The sequence below is a fragment of the Bacillus sp. SN1 genome (assembly GCF_002796895.1).
GTDB classification, from domain to species: domain Bacteria; phylum Bacillota; class Bacilli; order Bacillales; family Bacillaceae; genus Bacillus; species Bacillus inaquosorum.
The window spans coordinates 586656-610810 of record NZ_PHIE01000001.1 but is presented as its reverse complement, the minus strand read 5'-3'; the positions used below and the strand labels follow the sequence as shown (position 1 = coordinate 610810).

The 24155-nt window shown below is 45.3% G+C and carries 2 protein-coding genes; both read right to left on the bottom strand.

Annotation, left to right across the window (positions count from 1 at the left end; genetic code table 11):
• Positions 1–122 precede the first annotated feature (122 nt).
• A complete protein-coding gene (locus CVV77_RS03070; protein ID WP_100274619.1) occupies positions 123–7949 on the bottom strand; it encodes a non-ribosomal peptide synthetase in 7827 nt (2608 codons plus the stop codon).
• 89 nt (positions 7950–8038) lie between these two features.
• Entirely contained in the window at positions 8039–24133 is a 16095-nt protein-coding gene (locus CVV77_RS03065; RefSeq protein ID WP_100274618.1) for a non-ribosomal peptide synthetase, read from the bottom strand.
• Positions 24134–24155: the final 22 nt, after the last annotated feature.

Sequence of the window (24155 nt, the reverse complement as noted above, 5' to 3'; positions counted from 1 at the left end):
ATGACAACTGGTCATGAAGAACGCTTCTAGAGTAAGCCTTGCAAACACAGGAGTATTACTCTCGCCTTTTTAATAAAAAAAGCCGCTGACTGCCAGGCCAGCGGCGTTTTACACTTGATCATTTACATTTTGTCAAACTTTGCGTCTCCCGCAAACGATCCCATTGACAGTTGTTCATCAAGAATAAGTCCTTGATGATGCCGTTCTTCAATCCTTTTTATAATAGATCGAATTGCATCCACATTTTCTTCGATATTATGAGGTTCAAAGATCGTCACATGGTCTCCTTTTAATTTGTACTCAAGGTAATGCTGTACAGTTGATTGCGTCCATCCTCTATCAGTCAAATCGCCACACACCAAATGATGTATGTTGGCGTTGACGGTGCCGGAATTGATCAGTTCATTGTGATACGCAAGGTAGCTTCTGATTTTATCCTTAATCGAAGGAATGGTTAATAATTCTCTATAATAATCCGGAATGATATCCAGATTCAGATGGATGATCTCTTCAGTTTCCTCTTCCGATAAATAAGTCACAGAAACGGCTATTTTAGAATCCAGCATCATAATGTCTGATACGACGCGTCCACGCTTCTCCAAGGCTTTAGCAACCTCAAAAGCCAAATTCGAGCCCGAAGAATAACCAAGCAAAACAAAAGGCCCTTCTTCTTGAATACCTATCATACTTTCTGCATACAGGTCAACGATCTCTTTCTCATAAGACGGCTCTTCTAAGAAATCAGCGGCATAGACGGTGCAGCTGCCATCAAGTCTTTTCGCCATTTCATTATAAACCAGCCCATACCCGATTAAAGGCGGGAAACAGAACACAGGGATAGAACCGTTCTGATTCATCTTGACGAATACGTTATCCGTCTTGGACTCGAACACCGCTGCTTGAATGGCGCGTGCCATTGCTTCAATGGTAGGAAAATCGTATACGGCTTGATAATGCATTTTGATTCCCATACTGGCGTTAATTTGATGAATAACTTGCAAAACTTTGAGTGAATGGCCGCCCACGTCAAAAAAATTATCTTTAATCCCCGGGTCAGTGAGACCTAAAATGTTCTTCCAAATCTCGGCCAGCTGCTTTTCAATTAACGTTTCGGGTGCTGCGTATTCGGTTCCGGTGAGCCTATTTCCCTTAGGAGCCGGCAAAGCTTTCCAGTCGATTTTTCCATTAGCGGTTATCGGCATCTTCTCTACTTGTACAAAATAGGCTGGAATCATATACGCGGGCAGTTTGTTCAGCAAATGCCGCTTCAGCTGCGCCGTATTGAATGATTCGTCTCCTGTCAAGTAGGCGCACAGCTGCTTGGAGCCCTCTTCTTCAATCGCGATGACGACCGCTTCTTTGACAGATTCCAGTTGCAATAAAGCTGTTTCGATCTCGCCGAGTTCAATCCGGTAGCCCCGGATTTTCACCTGATGATCAATTCTTCCCAAATACTCGATATTGCCGTCAGGCAGCCATCGGGCGACATCTCCCGTTTTGTACATTTTTTCGCCTGGGGCAAATGGGTGTTCAACAAATTTCTCTGCCGTTAATTCCGGGCGGTTCAAATATCCTCTAGCCAGTCCCTCTCCTGCAACATAGAGCTCTCCCGGTATGCCCATTACCTGAATGCGTTGATATTCGTCCAAAATATACGCTTGCAGGGTAGGAATAGGTTGTCCGATGTTGCTTCTGCCTTCGGCGATTTCTCGTTCCGTGATTTCTTTATATGTGACATGAACGGTGGTTTCCGTGATGCCGTACATATTGATTAATTGCGTTAAAGGATATTTAATCTTCCAGTCTTTCAAGAAGGATGGATTTAACGCCTCTCCGCCAAATATGATTTTTCGGATGTTTAAATTGGATTCGGAATATGCTCTCTCCTCCTGCATCAGTTGATAGAAATAACTTGGCGTTTGATTTAAAATTGTCACTGCTTCCGACTTTAACAATTGCAAATACCTTTCGGGGTTTTTTGCTGTTTGTTTCGGAACAATCACTAATTTGCCCCCATGCAGCAGCGCTCCGTACATTTCCCACACTGAAAAATCAAAGCAGAAGGAATGGAACAAAGTCCATGTGTCCGATGCGTTAAAATCAAAAAGGTTTTTGTTATTAAATAATAGACGGACCACATTTTTATGTTCAATGAGCGTTCCTTTCGGATTCCCCGTTGTTCCTGATGTATAGATGACGTAGGCTAATTGATTTGGGGCTGTCCTTAGATTGAGATTGGATGCTTCGGCGTCGTATGATGACGGATCGTCAAGGAAGACAGCATGATTTTGATAAGCGGTACATTTTAGAAGATGATTTTGCAATAATAATATAGAGACGTTAGAATCTTCAAGCATATAATGGATGCGTTCTTCCGGATATTCCGGATCGACCGGTACATAAACTCCTCCCGCTTTCAAAATAGCGAGGATGCCTAACACCATCTCCGGTGAACGTTCCGCCATAATGCCAACAAGCTGCTCAGCCTGAAGTCCTTTGGCGACCAAAGTTCGGGCCAACTGATTAGCGCGTTCATTTAATGCCCGATACGTCAGCTTCTGATCTTCAAAAACAATCGCCACTTGCTCCGGCGTTCGCTCCGCTTGTTCCTCAAACAATTGATGAATCGTCTTTTTGTTTGGATACTCGGCCGCCGTATCGTTAAACTTGTCTATCAGGAGCGATCGTTCATCCGCTGTTACTATATTCAGTTCTTGGACGCGAGTTTCCTGATCGTCCGCCATTTGCTTAATGATTTGCATGAAGTGCGCCTGCATCCGTTCGACACATGCTTGATCATAAACATCACGATTGTATACAAAACGAATTTCAATTTCTCCGGCCGGCATAACTATAAAAGTAAAATCGTAATGGGTATGTTCTTCCATATGAAAATCGATAATGTCTAATGCTTTGTCATCCTGCTTCATATGTTCTATTTGTTTCTCGACCGGGTAATTCTCAAATACCATAATATGATTGATCAACTGCTGCTTTTGCTCAGTTTGAGCCTGAATTTCATACAACGGAAATGTATCGTATGCTTGAGAAGCCAGTGCCCGCTCCTGGTTCATTTTCAATACTTGTGCAGCTGTCATTTCAGGTTGCGTATGAATACGCACGGGAATGGTATTGATAAATAAACCGACCATAGTTTCAATTCCCGGGATTTCTGCCGGCCGGCCGGATACGACAGTGCCGAAAACGACATCCTGACTCCCGTTATATCTTTGCAGCAATAGACCCCATGCGGTTTGTATCCATGTATTGAGCGTGACTTGATGGTGGCTTGCGGCCCGTTTGATCTCGTCTGTGAGCTGCTTTCCTAAACGAAACGCATGCTCTCCTCTTTCGTATCCTTTCGGCTGGTTGGAGGATTGTTCTTGTAACAAAACAGTTTGCCCTTCATAGCCTTCCAAATAATTACGCCAATAGGCTGCTGCCTGCTTGTGATCTTTTTTATCCAGCCATTCGATATATCGGCTGTATGGAGTGACGGCTCCCCGCTTCGGCTGCCTTCGCTCAAGAATCGCATAATAGGTTTCAAACACTTCTTTCGTAACAAGAGGCAAACACCAGCCATCCATTAAAATATGATGAAAGCTCCATATCAATCGCGCTTGGTCTACATCTGTCCTCAGTATCGATACGCGCATTAAAGCATCTCGTGTGAGATTGAATCCTCGCGCCTTATCTCTTCTCGCAAAATCGGCAATAAACTCGCTGCGTTGATGACTGTTCATGCTGCGAATATCTTCAACGACCGTTTCAATCGGCTTTTGCCGGAATACAATCTGCAAAGGCTGATCTTTCCATTCTGTATAAAAAAGAGTTCGAAGAATGTCATATCTTTCGGCCAGCTGCGCCAAACTCATCCTAAATGCCTCGATATCCAAGAAACCTTTCAGATCAAAAGCAGCTTGTTCAAAGTAAGCTTCGGAAGCCGAATCGATCAAGCTATGGAACAACATTCCTTTCTGCATAGGGGTTAATGGGTATATATTTTCAATTTCACCAAGGTGATGTGTTTGTTGCACAAATTGATCTAGTTCACCGATCGTTATATCTTTTAACGAAATATCGCTTGGCGTCAGGTGAATTTGATCTTGAGCATCACAATGTTCGATGACTTGCTGCAAACTGCTTTTTAAGAGATCGGCACAGGCTTCCATTGTTTCTCTTTGATATTGTTTACCGCAATAACTGATTGCCAACGACAATTGACCGTTTGAAATCATGCCATTGATATCAAGTGCATAGGGTATGGGGCGCTTGTCACTGACTGTTTTCCCGCTTGAGTAAGGAGATACCTCCATCCTGCCGTTTCGGAAATCTTGATCAAATTGACCCAAATAATTGAAACTGATTTCCGGCTGTCCGGTAAATTCGGAAGCCTTCGGGTGATCGGACAAATACTTAATCAGGCCATAACCTATTCCTTTTTGGGGGATCTTACGCAAATTTTCTTTCACTGTTTTAATCCGCTGCGAAATATCCTGGTCTGCCTTAATTTGGAGCGAAACCGGGTATAGGCTTGTGAACCATCCCACCGTACGTGAAATATCAAGGTCTTGAAAAATAGATTCTCTGCCGTGTCCTTCCAGATGAATGAGAATGTCTTCATAACCGGTCCAACGATGAATAGCCGTTCCAAGTCCGGTCAGCAATAAATCGTTAATGTCAGTCGTATAGGCCCGGTTAGATTTTTTTAATAAAGATTCGGTTTCTTCCGCCGTCCATTGGACGATGATCGTTTCACGGTCTTCGGCCAGACCGGTCTCCTGTTCTTTGTCCTTTGGCAATGTATGTTGGGGGTTATGTTTCTGCCCGAACCAGTATTGATTTTCTGCTTTGAATTCCTGACTTTCTGCATAACGTTTCAATTGTTCAGCCCATAAAAGGTATGAGTCTGTCTTCTTCGGAAGCCGGATCGCTTCGCCGTTTTGAAGCTGCTCATAAGCTGCTGCAATATCTTCAAGTAAAATCCTCCACGATACGCCATCGACGACCAAATGATGAATCGCTATCAGCAAATGATCTCCATCCTGACATTGAAACAATCCCAGTTTCATGAGCGGACCTTCGGCTAAATGGATGGATTGCTGAATGTCATTGGAGATCGTTTCTATCGTTTGGGCAGGGTTGTTTTCTTCAAGTAAGGAGAACACTTCAAGGCTGAATAAATCTCCTTCATCGATCCCCCGGTTTCGGGCTTGGTATCCATGTTCTGTCGGAACATAAACCATACGTAAAGCATCGTGATGCTCAGCAATCTTCCTCATGACTTTGCGAAGCTTCGATTCATCCAATTTCTCTTTCCAACAAAGCATGATGGATTGGTTATAATGATGCAAATCCGGATATTGCTGGGCGAAAAACCAATGCTGAATCGGTGTCAGAAGCGACCGGCCTTTAATTTCTCCTTGTTCAGCGATTCGGATGACCGGCTCTGCAAAAGGAACAACCCCAGCGATCGTCGGATGCTTGAACAAGTGTTTGATGTCAAGCTTATACCCTGATTGATATAAGCTTGATGTCACTTGAATCGACTTTATTGAATCTCCCCCCAGCTCAAAGAAATGATCGTCGATTCCGACGCGTTCTGCGCCTAATACCGACTCCCACACTCCGGCTAGGATTTTTTCCAGTTCTGTCCGCGGAGCTGTATAGGTATTGCCCGTGAGATTTCCTGTTGGAACAGGCAGTGCCTGACGATCTATTTTTCCGTTGGAAGTAAGCGGCATCGCTTTCAGCTGTACGAAATAAGCAGGTATCATATAGGCCGGAAGCTGCCGGGACAGATGTTCCCGGATCTCACCTGCGGTTAAAGAATGCTGTGCCGTATAATAGGCGCACAAAGATGTTTCCCCGTTGGTTTCTTGTGCAATAACGAGGGCTTCTTGAATCGGCGGTATATGAAAAAATGCGGCTTCGACTTCACCGATTTCAATGCGGTAACCGCGGATTTTCACCTGGTGGTCGATCCTTCCGAGGTATTCGATATTACCGTCCGGCAGCCGCCTGGCCAAGTCTCCCGTCCGGTACATTTTCCCCTCCGGTACAAAGGGATGCCGCAGAAACCTTTCCGCCGTTAATTCCGGCCGGTTCAAATAACCTCTGGCAATGCCGTCCCCGCTGATATAAATTTCTCCCGGGACGCCGATTGGCACCGGCTTTATGCTCTTATCCAGTACATAAATGTTCATATTGTCCGCAGCGGTTCCGATCGGCACTGATTCCCGTCTGTCGTTTTGCGGATCAAAGGAATAAATCATACAGCCGACGACTGTCTCTGTAGGGCCGTATTCGTTAAAGATTTCGATTCTGCCGCCGAATTGTCCGCTGATATTTTGGGCGAGACGCGTGCTTAAATTGTCGCCGCCAACAATTAATTTCCGAATGGTGCACTCAGGAGAGATGTTCATTTCTTTTAATAACTGCAAATGAGCCGGGGTTAATTTGATAATATCCACCCTCGGATCCTGCACAATGGAATAAAGCAAGGCCGCCCTGTTTTCTCCTCCGTAGACAATAATGGCATTGCCGGTAATAAGCGGAGTAAAAACAGACGTTACCGTCAGATCAAAAGCGATGGACGAGTATAGCGGAAAGTTGTTTTTTTCTCCTTTGACATATACCCTGCGGGCCCACCAAATATAATTGGTTAAGCCTTGATGCTCAATTGCCACACCTTTAGGCTTGCCTGTGGAACCCGACGTATAGATGACATAGGCCAAATCCTTCGTACTGCTGATCGGTTCAAGGTCAGAGCCGTCTTCGTGGTAAGAACTTTCCTCATCGATGAAAACCATTGTGCCCGTAAGTTCCAATTGCTTTCGGAGATGGCTCTGCATCAAGACAATATCAGCTTGGGAGTCATCTACTATATACTGTATGCGATGCTTCGGATAATCCGGATCAATTGGCACATAGGCACCGCCCGCTTTTAATACGGCCAGTATTCCAACTACCACCTCAATGTTATGATCGCTGATGATGGCTGCGAGCCGATCCGTCCGCATGCCCTTGGCTCTCAACGTTCGGGCTAATTGATTGGCACGTTCATTGAGCTGACGATACGTGAATTGTTTTTCTCCGCAAATAATGGCTGCTTGATCGGGTGTTCGTTTCATCTGTTCTTCGAATAACTGATAGATCGTCTTATCTCGCGGATATTCAGTTTTCGTATGATGATAGTCAACGAGAAATGTATTTGTCTCCGCTTCAGACAAAATATTTACTTCACCGAGAGTGAGGTCTGGCTGAAATAACATGATAGAAAATAGACGGTTTAAATGCCCGATTACCTGCATCATATACTGACGGTCATAGGCTTGTTTATTAAAAAATAACTTTACATCAATCGAGTCTTCCTCCATAGCAAACTGAAATAAGGCATCTGAAGCAGCCGTTTCTATGAAACGCTTAGAATGAATTTGCTCTAATGAAACAACCGTATGGATGATTGGCAAATGATTTGTATTGTAGTCCAGTCGCAGCTGTCCGGCCATTTTATCAAAGGGAACGTCCTGATATAGGATCGCTTCGTCCAGCGTATGTTTCAGTTCATGGAATATAGATTTAAACGTACTGTCGGCATTTATATTTTGTTTGATTAACATGAGCTGATCTAAACGAAGATCTTCATCAGTTTCATCTTCAAAGGTTGGAACCCCTGTAATTACACCCTCTTCCCCCGTGTATTTGTACAATAGGGACTCAATTCCGATCAGGAGAACCAGATAGACGGCCATTGGCGTTTGATTCGTCATGGTCAGGATGCGCCGTGATACATCTGAACTCAATGAACTGTGAATACAGTCAGATGCACTCGATACATCACGCTTTAATGTTGAGTCGGACACTTGAAACGAAGGGAATGCACTGGGGCGGTCTTCCGCGTGAAACATGCGGCCCCAGAACAACTCCTGTTGTTTGAATTCTGACATTCATATCCCTCCAGTTGGTTTCATTCCTGTTTTTAAGGCGGCTTGCGGCAGCCGCGGCATTCGTGCCGGGACAGCCGCGCCGGCCATTATTAGAAATCCAATTCGATTGTGCTTGCGAGGTGTTTACTTTTGTTTACTTTTTCGCTTAATTGAATTTCTCTTAAAGGAATGGATGGATTTCGTAAAATCGCCGAGAGGATCATGACGTAATCCTTGGCCAATACAGCAATGGTTTTCTTTTTAAATAGCTTCGTGCAGTAATCAAAGCTGCCTTGTATCTCATCCTGGTCTATTACAAAGGTCAGCTGTAAATCAAACTTGGCAGCCGTATTTGTTTGTTCGTAAGGTCTGACGGCGAGAGAGTCTACCTCAATATCCGTTTGTTCCGTATTTTGCATGACAAACATCGTATCGAACAATGGATTGCGGCTTAAGTCCCTTTTCACACCCAGTTTTTCAACTAATTCTTCAAAAGGATACTCTTGATTTTCATAAGCCTTCAGCATTGTTTCTTTTGTTTCCGTTATATAATCCATAAATGTCTTTTCCGCCATCGGAGCGGTACGGATGGCTAATGTATTTACAAACATTCCGATGATATGTTGCAAATCTTCATGCATTCTCCCCGCAATAGGTGTACCGACGACGATATCATCCTGGCCGCTATATTTAGCCAGCAGTATGGAATAGGCCGAAAACAAAATCATATAAGCGGTCGATTCGGTCAATTCTTCCAGCTGCTTTACACCTTGGATGACAGTCTTATCGAGCACAAAATTGTGCCGCTTCCCATCGAAGCTTCTCACCGGCGGCCTCGCAAAATCTTTCGGCAGCTCGAATGACGGAAGCTCCTCATGAAATACACCCAGCCAATACTCTTCCTGCCTCTTGATTCGTTCTCTTTGCTCTTTTTGCAGCTTCCATTCAGTGAAGTCTTTGTATTGAATACGGAGCGGAGCTAACGCTCTGCCGTCATACAATTGAATCAGTTCTTCGACAAAAATATTCATGGAGGCGCCGTCCGTAATGATATGGTGCATGTCAAACATAAAAATATGCCGGTCTTGTTCCAACTCGATGAGTCCAGCCCGAAGTAATGGAGCCTGGCTGAGATCGAATGGCCGCAAGAAGGCGCGGAAAAGTTCCTCAACCTCGTCAGGTGCTGCCTTATACCTTTCCATAGAGAACTCCATTTGCGGTTTGATCACCTGCACCAGTTCTCCGCGGATCATTTCAAATCCGGTGCGCAGCGACTCATGACGCTGGATCAGTCTTTGGAAAGCGATTTGTAAGCGATTCATATCGATTTTTCCTTTTAATGCAAGGATTCCCGGCATATTGTAGCTAAGTTCGCCGCCTTCGATCTGTGTTGACAGGTAAACCATCTTCTGCACGGAGGATACAGGATAGACATCTTTTTCTTTGGCAGCCGGAATATAATCCGGTCCGCAGGCTTCAGCTTCAGCAATGGCCTTTGCCATTTCTTCAACTTTCGGATATTGAAATACTTCTCTTAATGAAATGCTTTTATTGAATTCCTTATGGATTTTGGCAATGAGCGTCATTCCCCGTAACGAGTGGCCGCCCAGATCAAAAAAGTTATCTTTCACGCCTATTTCTTTTACCTTCAAAACGTCTTGCCAGATGCATACCAGCTTCTCTTCCATACTCGTCCGCGGAGCGACGTAGTCAGTCCCGGTTTGCAAACCGACTTCAGGAATCGGTAATGCTCTTCGATTTACTTTTCCATTGGAGGTTAACGGCAGTACCTCCAGGTGGATGAAGTATGAAGGAATCATGTAGCCCGGTATTTGATCAGCAAGTTTTTCTTTTAGCTGACTGATCGGCAATGATTGCTCCGCTGTAAAATAGGCATACAAATCGTTTTGTCCATCTGCATTTTCTTTTGACAGGACAACGGCTTCCTGAACATGCTCGATGCTTAGCAGAGCGGCTTCCACCTCGCCGAGCTCAATCCGGTAACCGCGGATTTTGACCTGATGGTCCATCCTTCCCGCATATTCAATGTTTCCGTCGGGAAGGTAACGGGCCAGATCACCTGTTTTATACATTCGTTGTTTCGTGTCATATGGGTGCGGAACAAATGTTTCGAGCGTCAAAGACTCCCTGTTATGATAACCTCTGGCTAAGCTGACCCCGGAAATACAAAGCTCACCGACGATCCCGACAGGCTGAAGCGTTCCGGCCTCATTTAAAATGAAAATCTCCGTATTTGAAATCGGTTTGCCGATCGGCTGAAGCTCCTGATTAATATTCGGATCAACGGTATACATGGTCACGACATGCGTTTCCGACGGACCGTAATGATTATGAAGAGTGACATGGTGGTGCGCCAGCATGTCACGCAGTATACTTGTTGCGATGAGCTGTTCTCCCGCAGCGATAATGTGATCCACGCACTCGGCAAACGGTTCGAAATAGTGTTTCTCCGAGCCAAGGAGCCTAAGGAACGCGGTCGGAAGAAATGCTGTTTGTACCCTGTGCGTTCTGACAAAATCATTGAACTGACGTATTTCCCGTTTTGCCTCATTGCTGATGATAAAGAGTGTCCCTCCGCTTGAAAGAGCGGAGAAAATTTCTTGATAGCAGACATCAAAGCTCATGGCAGCAAATTGCAGCACTCTGTCAAAACGCAGCTGCGTATGATCTCGTTCATATGCGAACAGATTCGTCATCGTTTTATGTTCTAATTGAACCCCTTTTGGCTTCCCTGTTGTACCAGATGTGTAAATGACGTACATTAAGTCATTTTCCGAATAGGAAAGTTGAAGATTATCTGTCCCACCTTGATATAGTAACGGATCGTCAAGCAGAAGTACTTCCCCTTCAAAGAGCGGCGGAATGGCATGACCTGCACTAGTCAATAGCACACCGGCGCCGCTGTCTTTCATCAAAAAAGCCCGCCGTTCATCAGGAAGTTCCGGATCGATAGGAAGAAATGCTCCGCGGGCCTTTAATATGGCTAAAATGCCGATCATCATATTTGCTGAGCGATTCGTGAGAACGGCAACCACCTGATCTGTGCCTACACCCTTATCTTGAAGGACGCGCGCCAGCTGATTGGAACGTTCATTCAGCTGACGATAAGTCAGAGTCTGATTTTCAAACACGACAGCTTCATGGTCCGGGTTAAGCTCAGCCTGCTGCTCAAAAAGTTGATGAATCGTTGGCGGAATACGTTTTTCTGCGGTTGCAGTATCGTTAAAGAGTTTCTGAATTTCACTCTTCTCTTCTTGTGTTATCATATCCAAATCAGCCAGCTCGGCCTCAGGTTGTTTGATAATCGAATCAATCAGCTGCACAAAATGCCCCATCATACGTTCGATCGTTTCCGGTTTAAACAGGGCCGTCAAGTATTCCATCGTGAAATGAATACCCGAGTCTTCTTCCACAGCCGTTAAGGTTAAATCAAATTTAGCCATCGTATGTTCGCTTGGGTATGGTTTGAAAGTTACGTCATTTATATCTAACTGTTCCTGCTCCGTGTTTTGAAGCACAAACATGGTGTCAAACAAAGGATTACGGCTCAAATCTCTGGCGATATTCAGTTGGTCAATCAGCGCTTCAAACGGGTAATCTTGATGTTCATAAGCTTTTAGGGCATTCTCCTTAACCTCGGACAGATACTGAGAGAACGTCTTCCCTTTTTCGGGGTAATTTCTCATCGCCAGTGTATTCACAAACATTCCGATAATGGGTTCCAAATCCGCATGCGGTCTCCCCGCTATTGGGCTGCCAACAATAATGTCTTCCTGGCCGCTGTATTTTGAAAGCAATAAGGTATAAGACGCAAGGAGCACCATATATAAAGTAGATTCGGTTTGGGATGCGAGCTGCTTTAATCCTTCGCTTTTTTGCTTATCAAGCGTGAAATGCATCGTAGCTCCCGCAAAATCCCGTCCCGACGGCCGTATATAATCTGTAGGCAGATGAAGGACAGGAACGTCGCCGCTGTACAGCTCTAACCAATAGGCTTCTTGGTTTTGGATCTGTTTTAACCGCGCTTCTCCGGTCTGCCATACTGCGTAGTCCTTGTACTGGATGCGCAGGGGCGGTAATGTCTCTCCTTCATAAATCCGAATAAATTCTTTAATCAATATGCTCATAGATGTTCCGTCAGAAATAATATGATGCATATCAAACAGCAGAATTCCGCGGTCAGGTCGAAGTTCAATCAGCCCCACACGAAGCAGCGGCGGCTTCTCCAGATGAAACGGGCGAATAAATTGGCGGATATAAAGGCCTGCATCATTTTCTTCTGCCTGATACCACTCTACTTCAAACTCTGCGTGATCCAAGACATACTGAACAGGTTCTCCGCCGGCCATTTTAAAACCGGTGCGCAAAGATTCATGACGTTGAATCAGTGCGAGGAAGGCTTGCTGCAGCTTATCACGATCAAACTTACCTTCGACAGCCATCAGACCCAGCATGTTGTAACTGAGTTCTCCGCCTTCCAGATGATTGAGAATGTACAATCGTTTTTGCGCCGAAGATACCGGATAATATGGTCTTTTCTCAATTGCAGGAATCCCGGCATACCCGGTTTGCTCCATCGTCGTGATTTCCCGCGCGAGCTGTTCAATGGTTGGGAAACGGAACACGTTTCGCAAAGGAATTTGGACATGCAATTGCTTTTGTATCTTTGCAATGAGCGCCGTTGCCCGCAGGGAGTGTCCGCCGATATCAAAGAAGTTATCTCGGATCCCCACCTGCTCTAAACCGAGAACATCCTGCCAAATTGCTGCCAGATGGATTTCTGCCGAAGTCTGCGGCGGCACGTATTCTATGCCTCTGTCCCGCTTTTTGACCGGAGTCGGTAATAGCTGACGGTTCAGCTTCCCGTTTGGCGTCAGCGGTATCTTATCCAACTGCACAAAATTTACCGGTATCATATATCCCGGTAAATACCGTGCCATACTTTCGCGAAGTTCACTGATTTGTATTGGCTTATCCGCAGCATAATATCCGCATAGGTAAAACTCTCCATCTTTATCTTCAAGGGCAATTGCGGCGGCTTCTCGAATATCAGAAACGTTCAGCATTACCGATTCGATTTCACCGAGTTCAATCCGAAAACCGTGAATTTTCACCTGATGATCAATCCGGCCGATAAATTCAATATTTCCATCCGGCATCAGGCGGGCCAGATCACCGGTTCTATACATTCGGTCCGTCGGGACAAACGGATCGGCAGCAAATTTTTCATCCGTTAGTTCCGGCAGGTTCAAGTAGCTCCGCCCGACACCGTCCCCTGCAATATACAGCTCGCCTTGAACGCCCACAGGCTGCAACCGCTTTTTTGAATCAAGAATGTACATGCGGTTGCTGCCTAACGGCTTGCCTATAGGGACATGAATTTGACTGCGTACCCAAGCATCGGCAGAACATTCAATGTTGAAAAGGGACGCATCTACGCAAGTTTCTGTAGGTCCATATACATTGGTGATGGCAGGCGCAGCGCCATAATCGCCGAATAATCGCATGAGCTGATTTACTGTTGTTTTAGAAAGAGCCTCTCCTCCTATTAAAAGGTGCCGAAGCGGGACTTCCTGCAAATCACCTGCAGCTATCAAGAGCTTTAAGTGGGCAGGTGTTCCGTCGGTTATGTCAATGCAATGCTGCCGATAGTAACGGCATAATGCTGCACCGTCTGACACGACTTCTTTAGGAGCAATAAACAGGGTATGTCCTAACAACAAGGAAGCATACATTTGCTGAACAGAAGCATCAAAATAATATGGAGCAAGCATGGCTACATTCAGCTCGGCATCATAGGCAGAATAAACTTGGCGGCGAAGTCCTTCAATCAGGTGAATGACCTGGCGATGTTCAATTAACGCGCCTTTAGGCTTGCCCGTCGTACCGGAAGTATAAATGGCATAGGCCAGTTGACTCGACTGATAAGAGAGCGCAAGGCCGTTGTCTTTTTCGTGATAGGCATGTTCCTCTATGAGATCGATACATGTCCCTGGGAAGCCGATGTTATTCTGCAGCTTCTCACGATAAAGCAATACGCTGATGCCCGAATCACTTAAAATATAACGGATGCGTTCAGGCGGAGAATCAGGATCTATCGGCAAATATGCTCCGCCCGCTTTTAAAATCCCCAAAATGCCTACAATCATTTCCAGAGAGCGTTCAGTCATAATGCCGACAAGCTGATCCGCCTGCACTCCTTTTGCCCGCAAGGTTCGCGCTAGCTGATTGGATCGCCGGTTCAGTTCTCCGTAGGTTAATTGTTTACCCTCGAATACAACCGCCGCATGGTCAGGTGCACGATGCGCTTGTTCCTCGAACAACTCATGAATCGTTTGTTCACGTGGGTAATCCATCTCGTCAGATTGAATACGACTGAGCAGATGTTCTTTTTCTTGCTGAGTCAGAAGCTCCAATTCTTCTATTTTGACAGATGGTTGCTGCAATACTTGCTGCATGAGCTGTTCAAAATGCCCGCGGAGCCGCTCCACTTCTGATTTTTCATATTCGTTTTCATTAAAACCGAAATGGATGGCAAGCTTTTCGCCAGGAATGACAACCACATTCAAATCATAGTGGGAGTGTTCTTGCATATGAAAATTCATGATGTCCAGTCCCGCATCATGATGGCCTGCCTGTTCAACTTGTTGTCCTATCGGATAGTTTTCAAAGATCATGATATGGTCAATCAGGTTTTGTTTTTGTTCCGTTTTTGTCTGAATTTCATATAAAGGATAGGTATCGAATGCTTGGGAAGTCAATGCCTTTTGTTGAACCATTTGCATCGCTTCAGCAAAAGAGCTGTCCTCATCACAGCGGATGCGAACCGGAATGGTATTGATGAACAGGCCGATCATCTGTTCTACACCAGGAATTTCCGCAGGCCTTCCCGACACGACACTGCCAAATACAACGTCCCCGGACCCGCTGTATTTCTGTAATAAAACCCCCCACAATGTTTGGATCAACGAATTTAATGTCACTTGATGCTGATTTGCGATCTGCTGCAACCGTTTTGTCTGTTCTTGGTCTAATTCGCAGATCACATTGGCATAAGCATATGCTTTTTGTTCATGCTGCGGTCGTTTATGAAGAAGCCTGGTTTCACCTTTATACCCTTCAAGATACTCGCTCCAGTACCGTTTGGCCGCTCCCTGATCTTGGAGGTCAAGCCACTCGATATAGTCGCTGTAAGGAGCTGCAGATGGTGGTTCTGTTTCCCTGCCTTCTTGCAAGGCGCTATAATGCTCAAACACTTCCTTCGTGATAAGAGACAGGCACCAGCCGTCCATAACAATATGATGGAAGCTCCAAATCAAATGATATTTACGGTCTTCCATACGGAAAATCGCTATGCGCATCAGCGGACCCCGAGCCAAGTCAAATCCTTTTGCCTTGTCCTCTCTTTGATAGGCAGCGATTTTATCCTCACGCCGGTGCTCCTCTATGTCACGCAAATCTGCAAAATAAATTTGCGGTTTTTGTGTTTTATAGACGATTTGTAAAGGAGTATCGTTCCAGCCGCTGTAAAAACGGGTTCTGAGCACGGCGTATTTTTCAAATAATCGTTCCAAGCTTGCTTTAAACCAATCAATCTTTAACTCTCCCTGCAAATCGAACGATGCTTGTTCGAAATAAGAATATGAGTCCTCATCCAGCAAGCTGTGGAAGAGCATTCCTTTCTGCATCGGAGTGAGCGGATACACGTTTTCGATCTCACCTGAATACGGCAGTTGAATGAGGAGCTGGTCCAATTCATCAATGGTCATGCCTTTTAACAAAATATCGCTTGGTGTCAGTTCCGATTGTTCTTTATGAACGCAATGCGTAATGATTGTCCGCAGGCGGCTTTGAATTGTTTCCGATAGCCGCTTGATCGTTTCTCTTGCGTACTGTTTGATGCTATAACTGATCGCAATCCTCATCCGGCCCTCGGTTATCATTCCGTTTATATTCAATACATACGGTCTGGCTTGATTCCCGCTTGAGTCTGAACCGCAGGAGTAGGAGGATAATTGAATCGCATGCTGCTGCAAATCTTGGTCAAACTGCCCCAGGTAGTTAAAACTAATCTCCGGATTCAGTTTTGATGGCATTGACCCGCTTAAGTACCTTGCTATTCCATATCCGATCCCTTTATGCGGAATTTGGCGCAGTCCTTCTTTGGTCGTCTTGATATAATCAGAGATTTCTTTGCCTGGCTGCGCGTGAAGCACAACCGGATACAGACTTGTGAACCATCCAACCGTACGGGAGATATCCATATCTTGAATCGTCTGTTCTCTTCCGTGTCCCTCTAAATGTATCGGAATCTGTTCAAGTCCTGACCAATGCGATATGGAAAGACCCAGAGAGGTTAAAAGCAAATCGTTTATTTGAGTGTTATAAGCGCGATTCGCTTGTTTTAATAACAGCTCCGTTTCTTCTATAGTCCATTCCACGGTTTCCGTTTGACTGTCCTTTGAAGTCGTATGTGTTTCATGAAAATCCTTAGGCAGCGGTTTCACATCGGTTTGTTCGATCTCTGTCCAATATTCCTGTTCTTGTCTTATGGCTTCACTTTGCGCATATTCTGAAAGCCTCTTGGCCCATAATTGGAAAGAGTCTGTTTTTTGCGGCAGTTGAATCACTTGCCCGTTCTCAGCTTGTTTGTAACCATTAGCCATATCATCCAATAAAATGCGCCATGAAACCCCGTCTACAATCAAATGATGGATGGCAATCAGCAAGTGATCTCCATCTGCACATTGAAACAATCCGGCCTTCATTAACGGCCCGTCACCTAAACGCATACAGCCTTGTATCTCATTAGCCTTGGCTTCAATTGTCTGCCCCGGGTCGGATTCTGCTTTCAGATTCAGGACTTCAAGGTGGTACAGCCCGCTTTGAGCAATCTCTGCAAACTGTGCCTCGTACCCCTTTTCCGTCTGCTGGAACGTCATGCGGAGCGCATCATGATGTTCTGCAAGCTTTTGCAGGGTTTGACGAAGCGGCGTTTCCCGAAAACCTTCCGGTGCATACAGCATGACGGCTTGATTATAATAATGCGGTTCTATTGTTATGTGATCAAAGAACCAATGCTGAATAGGAGTCAGGCTGACTTTTCCTTTGACTTCACCCTGATCGGCTATACGCAGATTCTGCTTGATATGCGGACTCAAATCGGCAATCGTTGCATATTGAAACAAGTCTTTGATTTCCATTTTGTATCCGCTCTGTTTTAATCTTGATGACACTTGGATTGATTTAATAGAATCTCCGCCAAGGTCAAAGAAATTATCCAGAATACTGACGTTCTCTGCACCTAATACAGCTTCCCAGGCGGAAACTAATATTTCTTCCACTTTTGTTCGGGGAGCCTTATACTCTGCTCTGTCCTGCAGCCCGAAATCCGGAACCGGCAGCCCTTTTCTGTTTATTTTTCCGTTGGAGGTTAAAGGCATTTCATCCAGCTCGATAAAATAGGCCGGAACCATATAACTTGCCAGAGTATGAGACAATTGTTTCCGGAGCCGGGAAACCGTTATTTGCCCGCCGCTCACGTAATATGCACACAATTGTTTAAACCCGTGGATATCTTCTCTAGCTGTAACAACAGCTTCCTTAATCGCTTCTTCTTGATGCAGTGCCGCCTCGATCTCGCCTAATTCGATACGGTAGCCTCTGATTTTCACTTGTTCATCCATTCTGCCCGCATATTCAATGTTTCCGTCAGCCAGCCACTTCGCCAAATCTCCGGTCTTATACATCTTGGCTCCGGGTTCAAACGGGTCATCGACAAATTTCTCTGCCGTCAATTCCGGCCGGTTCAAATATCCTCTTGCCACACCGGCACCGCTGATATAGATTTCTCCTGGAACACCGACCGGCGCGGGTTTCATATTCTCATCCAGCACATAAATGCTCATGTTTGCTGCAGCCGTTCCAATCGGTACCGATTCCCGCCTGTCCTTCACGGCATCGTAACGGTAAATCATGCAGCCGACAACGGTTTCCGTCGGTCCGTACTCATTGCATATTTCAATTCGGCCTTCAAACTGTTTATGAATACTTTGGGCTAACCGGGTGCTTAGATTCTCCCCGCCCACAATCATTCTTCGGACAGCCGTTTTATGGGCGATATTCATTTCTTTCAAAACCTGTAAATGGGCCGGCGTCAATTTAATGATATCCACCCTCGGGTCCTGCACAATCGATGCAAGCAGTGCTGTTTTGTCCTCTCCGTCATAGACGATGATCGTATTGCCTGTGACAAGCGGTGTGAAAATAGAAGTCACCGTTAGATCAAAAGAGATTGACGAATACAACGGGAAGTTGGTTTTCTCGCCTTTTACATAAACCTCTTTCGCCCACCAAATATAATTGGTCAAACCTCGGTGCTCGATTAATACGCCTTTTGGCCGGCCTGTGGAACCTGACGTATAAATGACATATGCCAAATGGCTAGCATCACTTATCGGTGCAAGGTCAGAGTCATTTTGGTGATACGAGCTTTCATCATCCAGTAAAACCGTGACGCCTTCATAGGCAAGCTGTTCCCTGACATCTCGCTGCATCAAAACGATTCCGGCTTGAGAGTCATCCAGCATATACCGGATGCGGTCTTGCGGATATTCCGGATCTATAGGGACGTAGGCTCCACCTGATTTTAAAACGGCAAGGATCCCGACTACTGATTCGATACTGTTTCTGCTGATGACAGCCACAGGATGATCCGCCTGCACGCCCTTCGCTCTTAACGTTCGCGCCAGTTGGTTTGCCCGCTTATTGAGCTCTCCGTACGTGAGCTCCCTGTCCTTATCGATGACGGCCGCTTGATCGGGCGTACGCTGCGATTGTTTTTCAAATAATTGATAAACCGGCGTCTGCGGAAATGGTGCAGCCGTGTCGTTAAGAGTATGAAGAAGGGTTCTTTTTTCGTTTTCCGTTAACAATTCCACTTGCTCCACCTGGATATCCGCATCTGTCATGACTTGATGCAAGATTTGCATGAAATGTTCCCGAATCCGCTCTATACTTGAGCGATCATACACACTGGCATTGTATTCAAAATAGATGTTCATCGCTTCGCCCGGTACAACGGTCAAATGAAAATCATAGTTGGTCTGTTCTTCCATTTGCACGTTGGAAATTGTGATGGATGATCCGTTTTGCCGGCCTATGCTTTCCATATACTGATCAACAGGATAATTTTCGAATATCATTAAATGTGTAATTAAATCTTGCTTTTGCGTTGTACGTGCTTGAATATCGTATAGCGGGTACGTCTCAAATTTTTGAGACGCTACTGCTTTTTCCTGCGCTTCTTTCATAAGTTCGGTAAACGTTGTCCCGGCTTCACATCGGATCCGGACGGGAATGGTGTTAATGAATAAGCCAATCATGGTTTCCACGTTTGGAATTCCAGCCGGTCTTCCGGATACAACACTTCCAAAAACAACATCTCGGCTTCGGTTATATTTCTGCAGCAAAACCGCCCATGCCGTCTGCAGCAGTGTGTTCAGCGTGACATGGTGTTTGCCGGCCGTCTGCTTCATTTTCAAAGTGAGGTCGGTGCTTATTTCACATGTCACTTTCTCCGGAATGTATCGCTCATCTTCCGCCGCATGGTGATCCTTAGGGAGGATGGTTTGCTCTTCATATCCCTCCAAATACTGATCCCAATAACGCATGGCCTCTTCTGCATCTTGCCGGCCGAGCCATTCAATGTATTGACTGTACGGAGTAATCGACGATTGTTCAGGCTGCTTTTGCTGAAGCAAGGCAAAGTAATGCTCGAATATTTCTTTTGTAATCAGCGGCAGGCACCAGCCGTCCATCAAAATATGGTGAAAACTCCATATAAAACGGTATGTCGTATCATCCGTACGAAGAATGAGTAACCGCATTAACGCGCCTCTTTCTAAGTCAAACCCCTGTAACTTATCTCTTCTGGCATATTCCTGAATCATCTCTTCTTTTTGTGATTCCTTCATCTCACGTAAGTCAATGAATTCAAAACCGATCTTTTTCGTTCTGAATATGATTTGCAACGGCTGATCTTTCCAGCCTCTGTAAAAATTCGTGCGGAAAATATCATATTTTTGTGATAAGCCATCCAAGCTTTTCGAAAATGAGTCAATATCCAGATCTCCATGCAGATCAAACATCGTTTGCTGAAAATAGGCACCTGAACTGGGGTCAAACAAGCTGTGAAACAGCATACCCTTCTGCATCGGTGTTAATGGATAAATATTTTCTGCTTCGCCCCATTCACGCGTCTGCTCCAAGAGCTGTTCCAGTTCGTCTATTGTGATATCTTTTAACAGAATGTCACTTGGCGTCAGGGTAGTCTGCTGCCGGCTTACGCAATGCGCAATGACTTCATGCAGACTTTCTTTCAAATTTCGTGCAAATTGCGCCATAGTCGATCTTTCGTATTGTTTGTTGCTGTAGCTCAGTGTTATCGATAATTTCCCTTCAGCTATCATGCCGTTCAAATCAAGCACGGCCGTTCTCTCTTGGTTTTCATTCATCGATAACCCTGTGGAAAAAGGCGATATGCGTAAAGCTTGATGCTCCAGGTCTTGGTCAAATTGCCCCAAGTAATTAAACGATATTTCCGGCTTCAGCTGCAGACTGGCGGCTTCCGGACGCCCGGATACATATTTGATGATGCTGTAATTCATTCCTTTATCAGGAATACGGCGCAGTCCTTCTTTGACGATCTTAATCCGCTGCGACAGATCTTTTCCGGCTTCCATCCTCAGTACGACAGGATACTGGCTTGTAAACCATCCTATTGTCCGGGAAATATCCGCATCCGGAATAATCGGTTCTCTCCCGTGGCCTTCCAAATTCACGAGAATGTCTTCTATGCCAGTCCACCTGTGAACGGCGAGTCCTAATGAAGTCAGCAGCAGATCATTGATCTCCGTGTTGTAGGCGCGATTCGCTTGTTTTAATAATTGCTCTGTTTCCTCTTTTGTCCATTGAATCGTCACTTCTTCGCTGTCTCTTAATAACGAACCTTTGCCGATGTTGTCCTTGGGCAATGGCTGCGGTTTCATGCTTGACAGCTCAGTCCAATAAGCAATCTCCTGTTCCATGTCGGTTTCCGCCGCATACTTGGACAATTGATCCGCCCAGAATGGAAATGAATCTGTTTTTTGCGGGAGGCGGATCGTTTGTCCGCGCTCTGCCTGCTCATAACCGCTTGCAAAATCCTCAAGTAAAATTCGCCAGGATACTCCGTCAATCGTCAAGTGATGAATTGCAATCAGCAAATGATCTCCGTCCGGACATTGGAACAAACCAAGCTTCATCAAAGGCCCTTGTTCTAATACCATGCTGCTTTGAATCTCATTCGCTTTATCGGCAATTGCTTGAGCCGGATCTGTTTTCTCTTTATAATTCATCACTTCCAGATGGTATAATTCACTTTCATCCGTGCCTGTAATTCGCGGAGCATATCCATTCGGCGTTTTTTCAAAAATCATCCTCAAGGCATCATGATGCGAGGCGATGCGTTCCATCGTCCGGCGAAGCAAAGCCTCTTTAAAGCCTTCCGCCGAATATAACATGACGGCCTGATTGTAATGGTGTGCATTCGGCATTTTTTGTTCAAAAAACCAATGCTGAATCGGGGTCAGACTTGTCCTGCCGTTCACTTCCTCTTGATCAGCCATTCTGCCGAGCGGCACTACAAACTGACTTAGTTCAGCAATCACGGGGTATTTAAACAGATGCTTCATATCCACCTTGTAACCGGCTTGATACAATCTCGAAGACACCTGAATTGATTTAATCGAATCTCCGCCAAAATCAAAGAAATTATCCAGAATTCCTATACGCTCTGCTCCTAATACTTCTTGCCAGATAGACGCCAGCAGTTCTTCTGTTGAGTTTCGCGGGGCTATGTATTCGTTATCCGTCCGCGTTTTTTCTTCGGCAGCAGGCAAAGCCTTCAAATCAATTTTCCCATTGGAAGTGAGCGGTATGTGTTCCAAATGGATAAAATAGGAGGGAATCATATAATCCGGCAGTTTACGGGACAAATCGTCTCTGAACTGCGCAACGGACAAAGAAGGCTCGCCGACATAATAGGCATACAATTGCTTGGCTCCGTCTTCGGCTTCCCGCGCAACGACTGCAGCTTCACGAACTTTTTCAAGATTGCACAAGGCTGCCTCTACCTCGCCGATCTCGATACGGTATCCGCGAATTTTCACTTGAAGATCGATTCGCCCTAAATATTCGATCCTTCCATCTGGCAGCCATCTGGCGAGGTCACCCGTTTTATACATCTTTTGACCAGGGAGGAGCAAATGCTGAACAAACTTTTCTTCCGTTAATTCAGGCTGATTGAGGTAGCCGCGGGCCACGCCGGCTCCACCGACATACAGCTCTCCAGGTACGCCGATCGGCTGGATTTGATGGTGCGCTCCTAAAATATAGGCTTGGTGGTTGGCCACCGGTTTGCCGATTGTGATCTGTTCATCAGCGGACTGGACAGGGTGAAATGTAGATACCACGCTATTTTCTGTCGGTCCGTATTCATTATTGATTCGGATGTGAGGCTGCAGAGAATATAGCTTCTCAACTGTATCTGCTTCCAGCTGCTCACCGCCTACAACAACATGCTGAACATGAATGAAGTCCTCTGCATTCATCTGTTCGATCATCGTTTTCAGAAGACGGGGAGAAGTTGAAAAATGTGTAATCCTCTCTTGTTTCATGGCATTTTGAATGGCGAAAAGGTCTTTATTCTCTTCGTTCGGCAAAAGATGCAAGGTTGCACCCGAGATTAGCGGGCCGAAGAAATTTAAAATGAATGCATCAAAAACATAGGGATACAAGACAAGCACTCGATCCTTGGCAGAATGCTTGAAAAACGCCTTTTTCCACTGGAGCGAGTTCACAATGCCGCCGTGTTCAACCATGACCCCTTTCGGCTTTCCTGTTGTGCCCGAGGTGTAAATGACGTAGGCTAAATGGTTGTGTTCCGCTATGGGTGATAACAATGAGCAATCGGCATGGTAAGATGCTTCATCATTCAGATCGATCGTCGGTCCGTCAAAGGTGAGGATGTTTTTCAAATGGCGCTGAACAAGGAGAACATCTGTATTCGCATCATGAAGCAAATATTGAAGCCGCTCTTTTGGATATTCAGGGTTCAGGGGCACATAAGCGCCCCCCGCCTTCCAAATGGCTATAATAGACACGATCATCTCTAATGAACGATCAGCCAGAATGGCGACTAACGTATCGGCTTGAACTCCGCAGTTACGCAATGTTCTTGCCAAACGGCAGGCCTGTTCATTCAATTCCCTGTATGTCAAATGGCAGTTTTTGAACTTGACGGCTGCATGATCAGGCGTTCTTTCTGCTTGCTCTTCAAATAACTGATAGACGGTTCTGCTCCCGGAATAATTTGCGCTGGTGTCATTAAAATCAAATAATAGTTTCTGTTTTTCCGCTTCGGGTATGACCTCTGCCTTATGGATCGCAGCTTGGGGCTGAAATAAGATCACAGACAGCAGTTGATCCAAATGAGATACAATTTGATCCATATAGCGCTCATTGTACAGATTGCCGTTATAAAAAAGCTTCAAATGAATCCCGTTGTTCTCCAAATCAAAGTGAAACAGCGTATCGGTTGCAGCATCTTCTTTAAATTGCAAGGAATGAATTTCGTTAAGTGAAACGACGGTATGAATCAACGGCATATGCTCATCATTGTATTGCACGTTCAGATGCTGAACCATTTTTCGAAACGGCAGGTTTTGATTTTTCAGCGAATCATTAACGGCTTCTTTCAGTTGCTCGAATACGGTTTTAAACGTGCTCTGGCTTGAAAGCGTATTTTTCAAAAGGACAATGGTGTTAACGGCTGACTGGCTGCTTTTTTGCTTCGATACCGTTGGAATGCCAAGAATCAGCCCCGTTCGATCCGTATATTTATACAACAAGCATTCAATCCCTGCCAATAAAATCAAATAGGCTGCCATTTCAGAATGATTAGACATTGTAATTATTCTTTGGGATACTTCCGGAGATAAGGAACGGCAGATGCATTTTTCCTGATAGCCGGTACGGGCCAATGGCGCCTTATCTGCTGCTTTAAAGTAAGGGAATGCGCTTAGGCTGTCATCTTCATCAAACAGGTTATCCCAGTACGTTTCCTGATTTTTAAATACCGACATTGGAGCACCTCATTTTGTATAA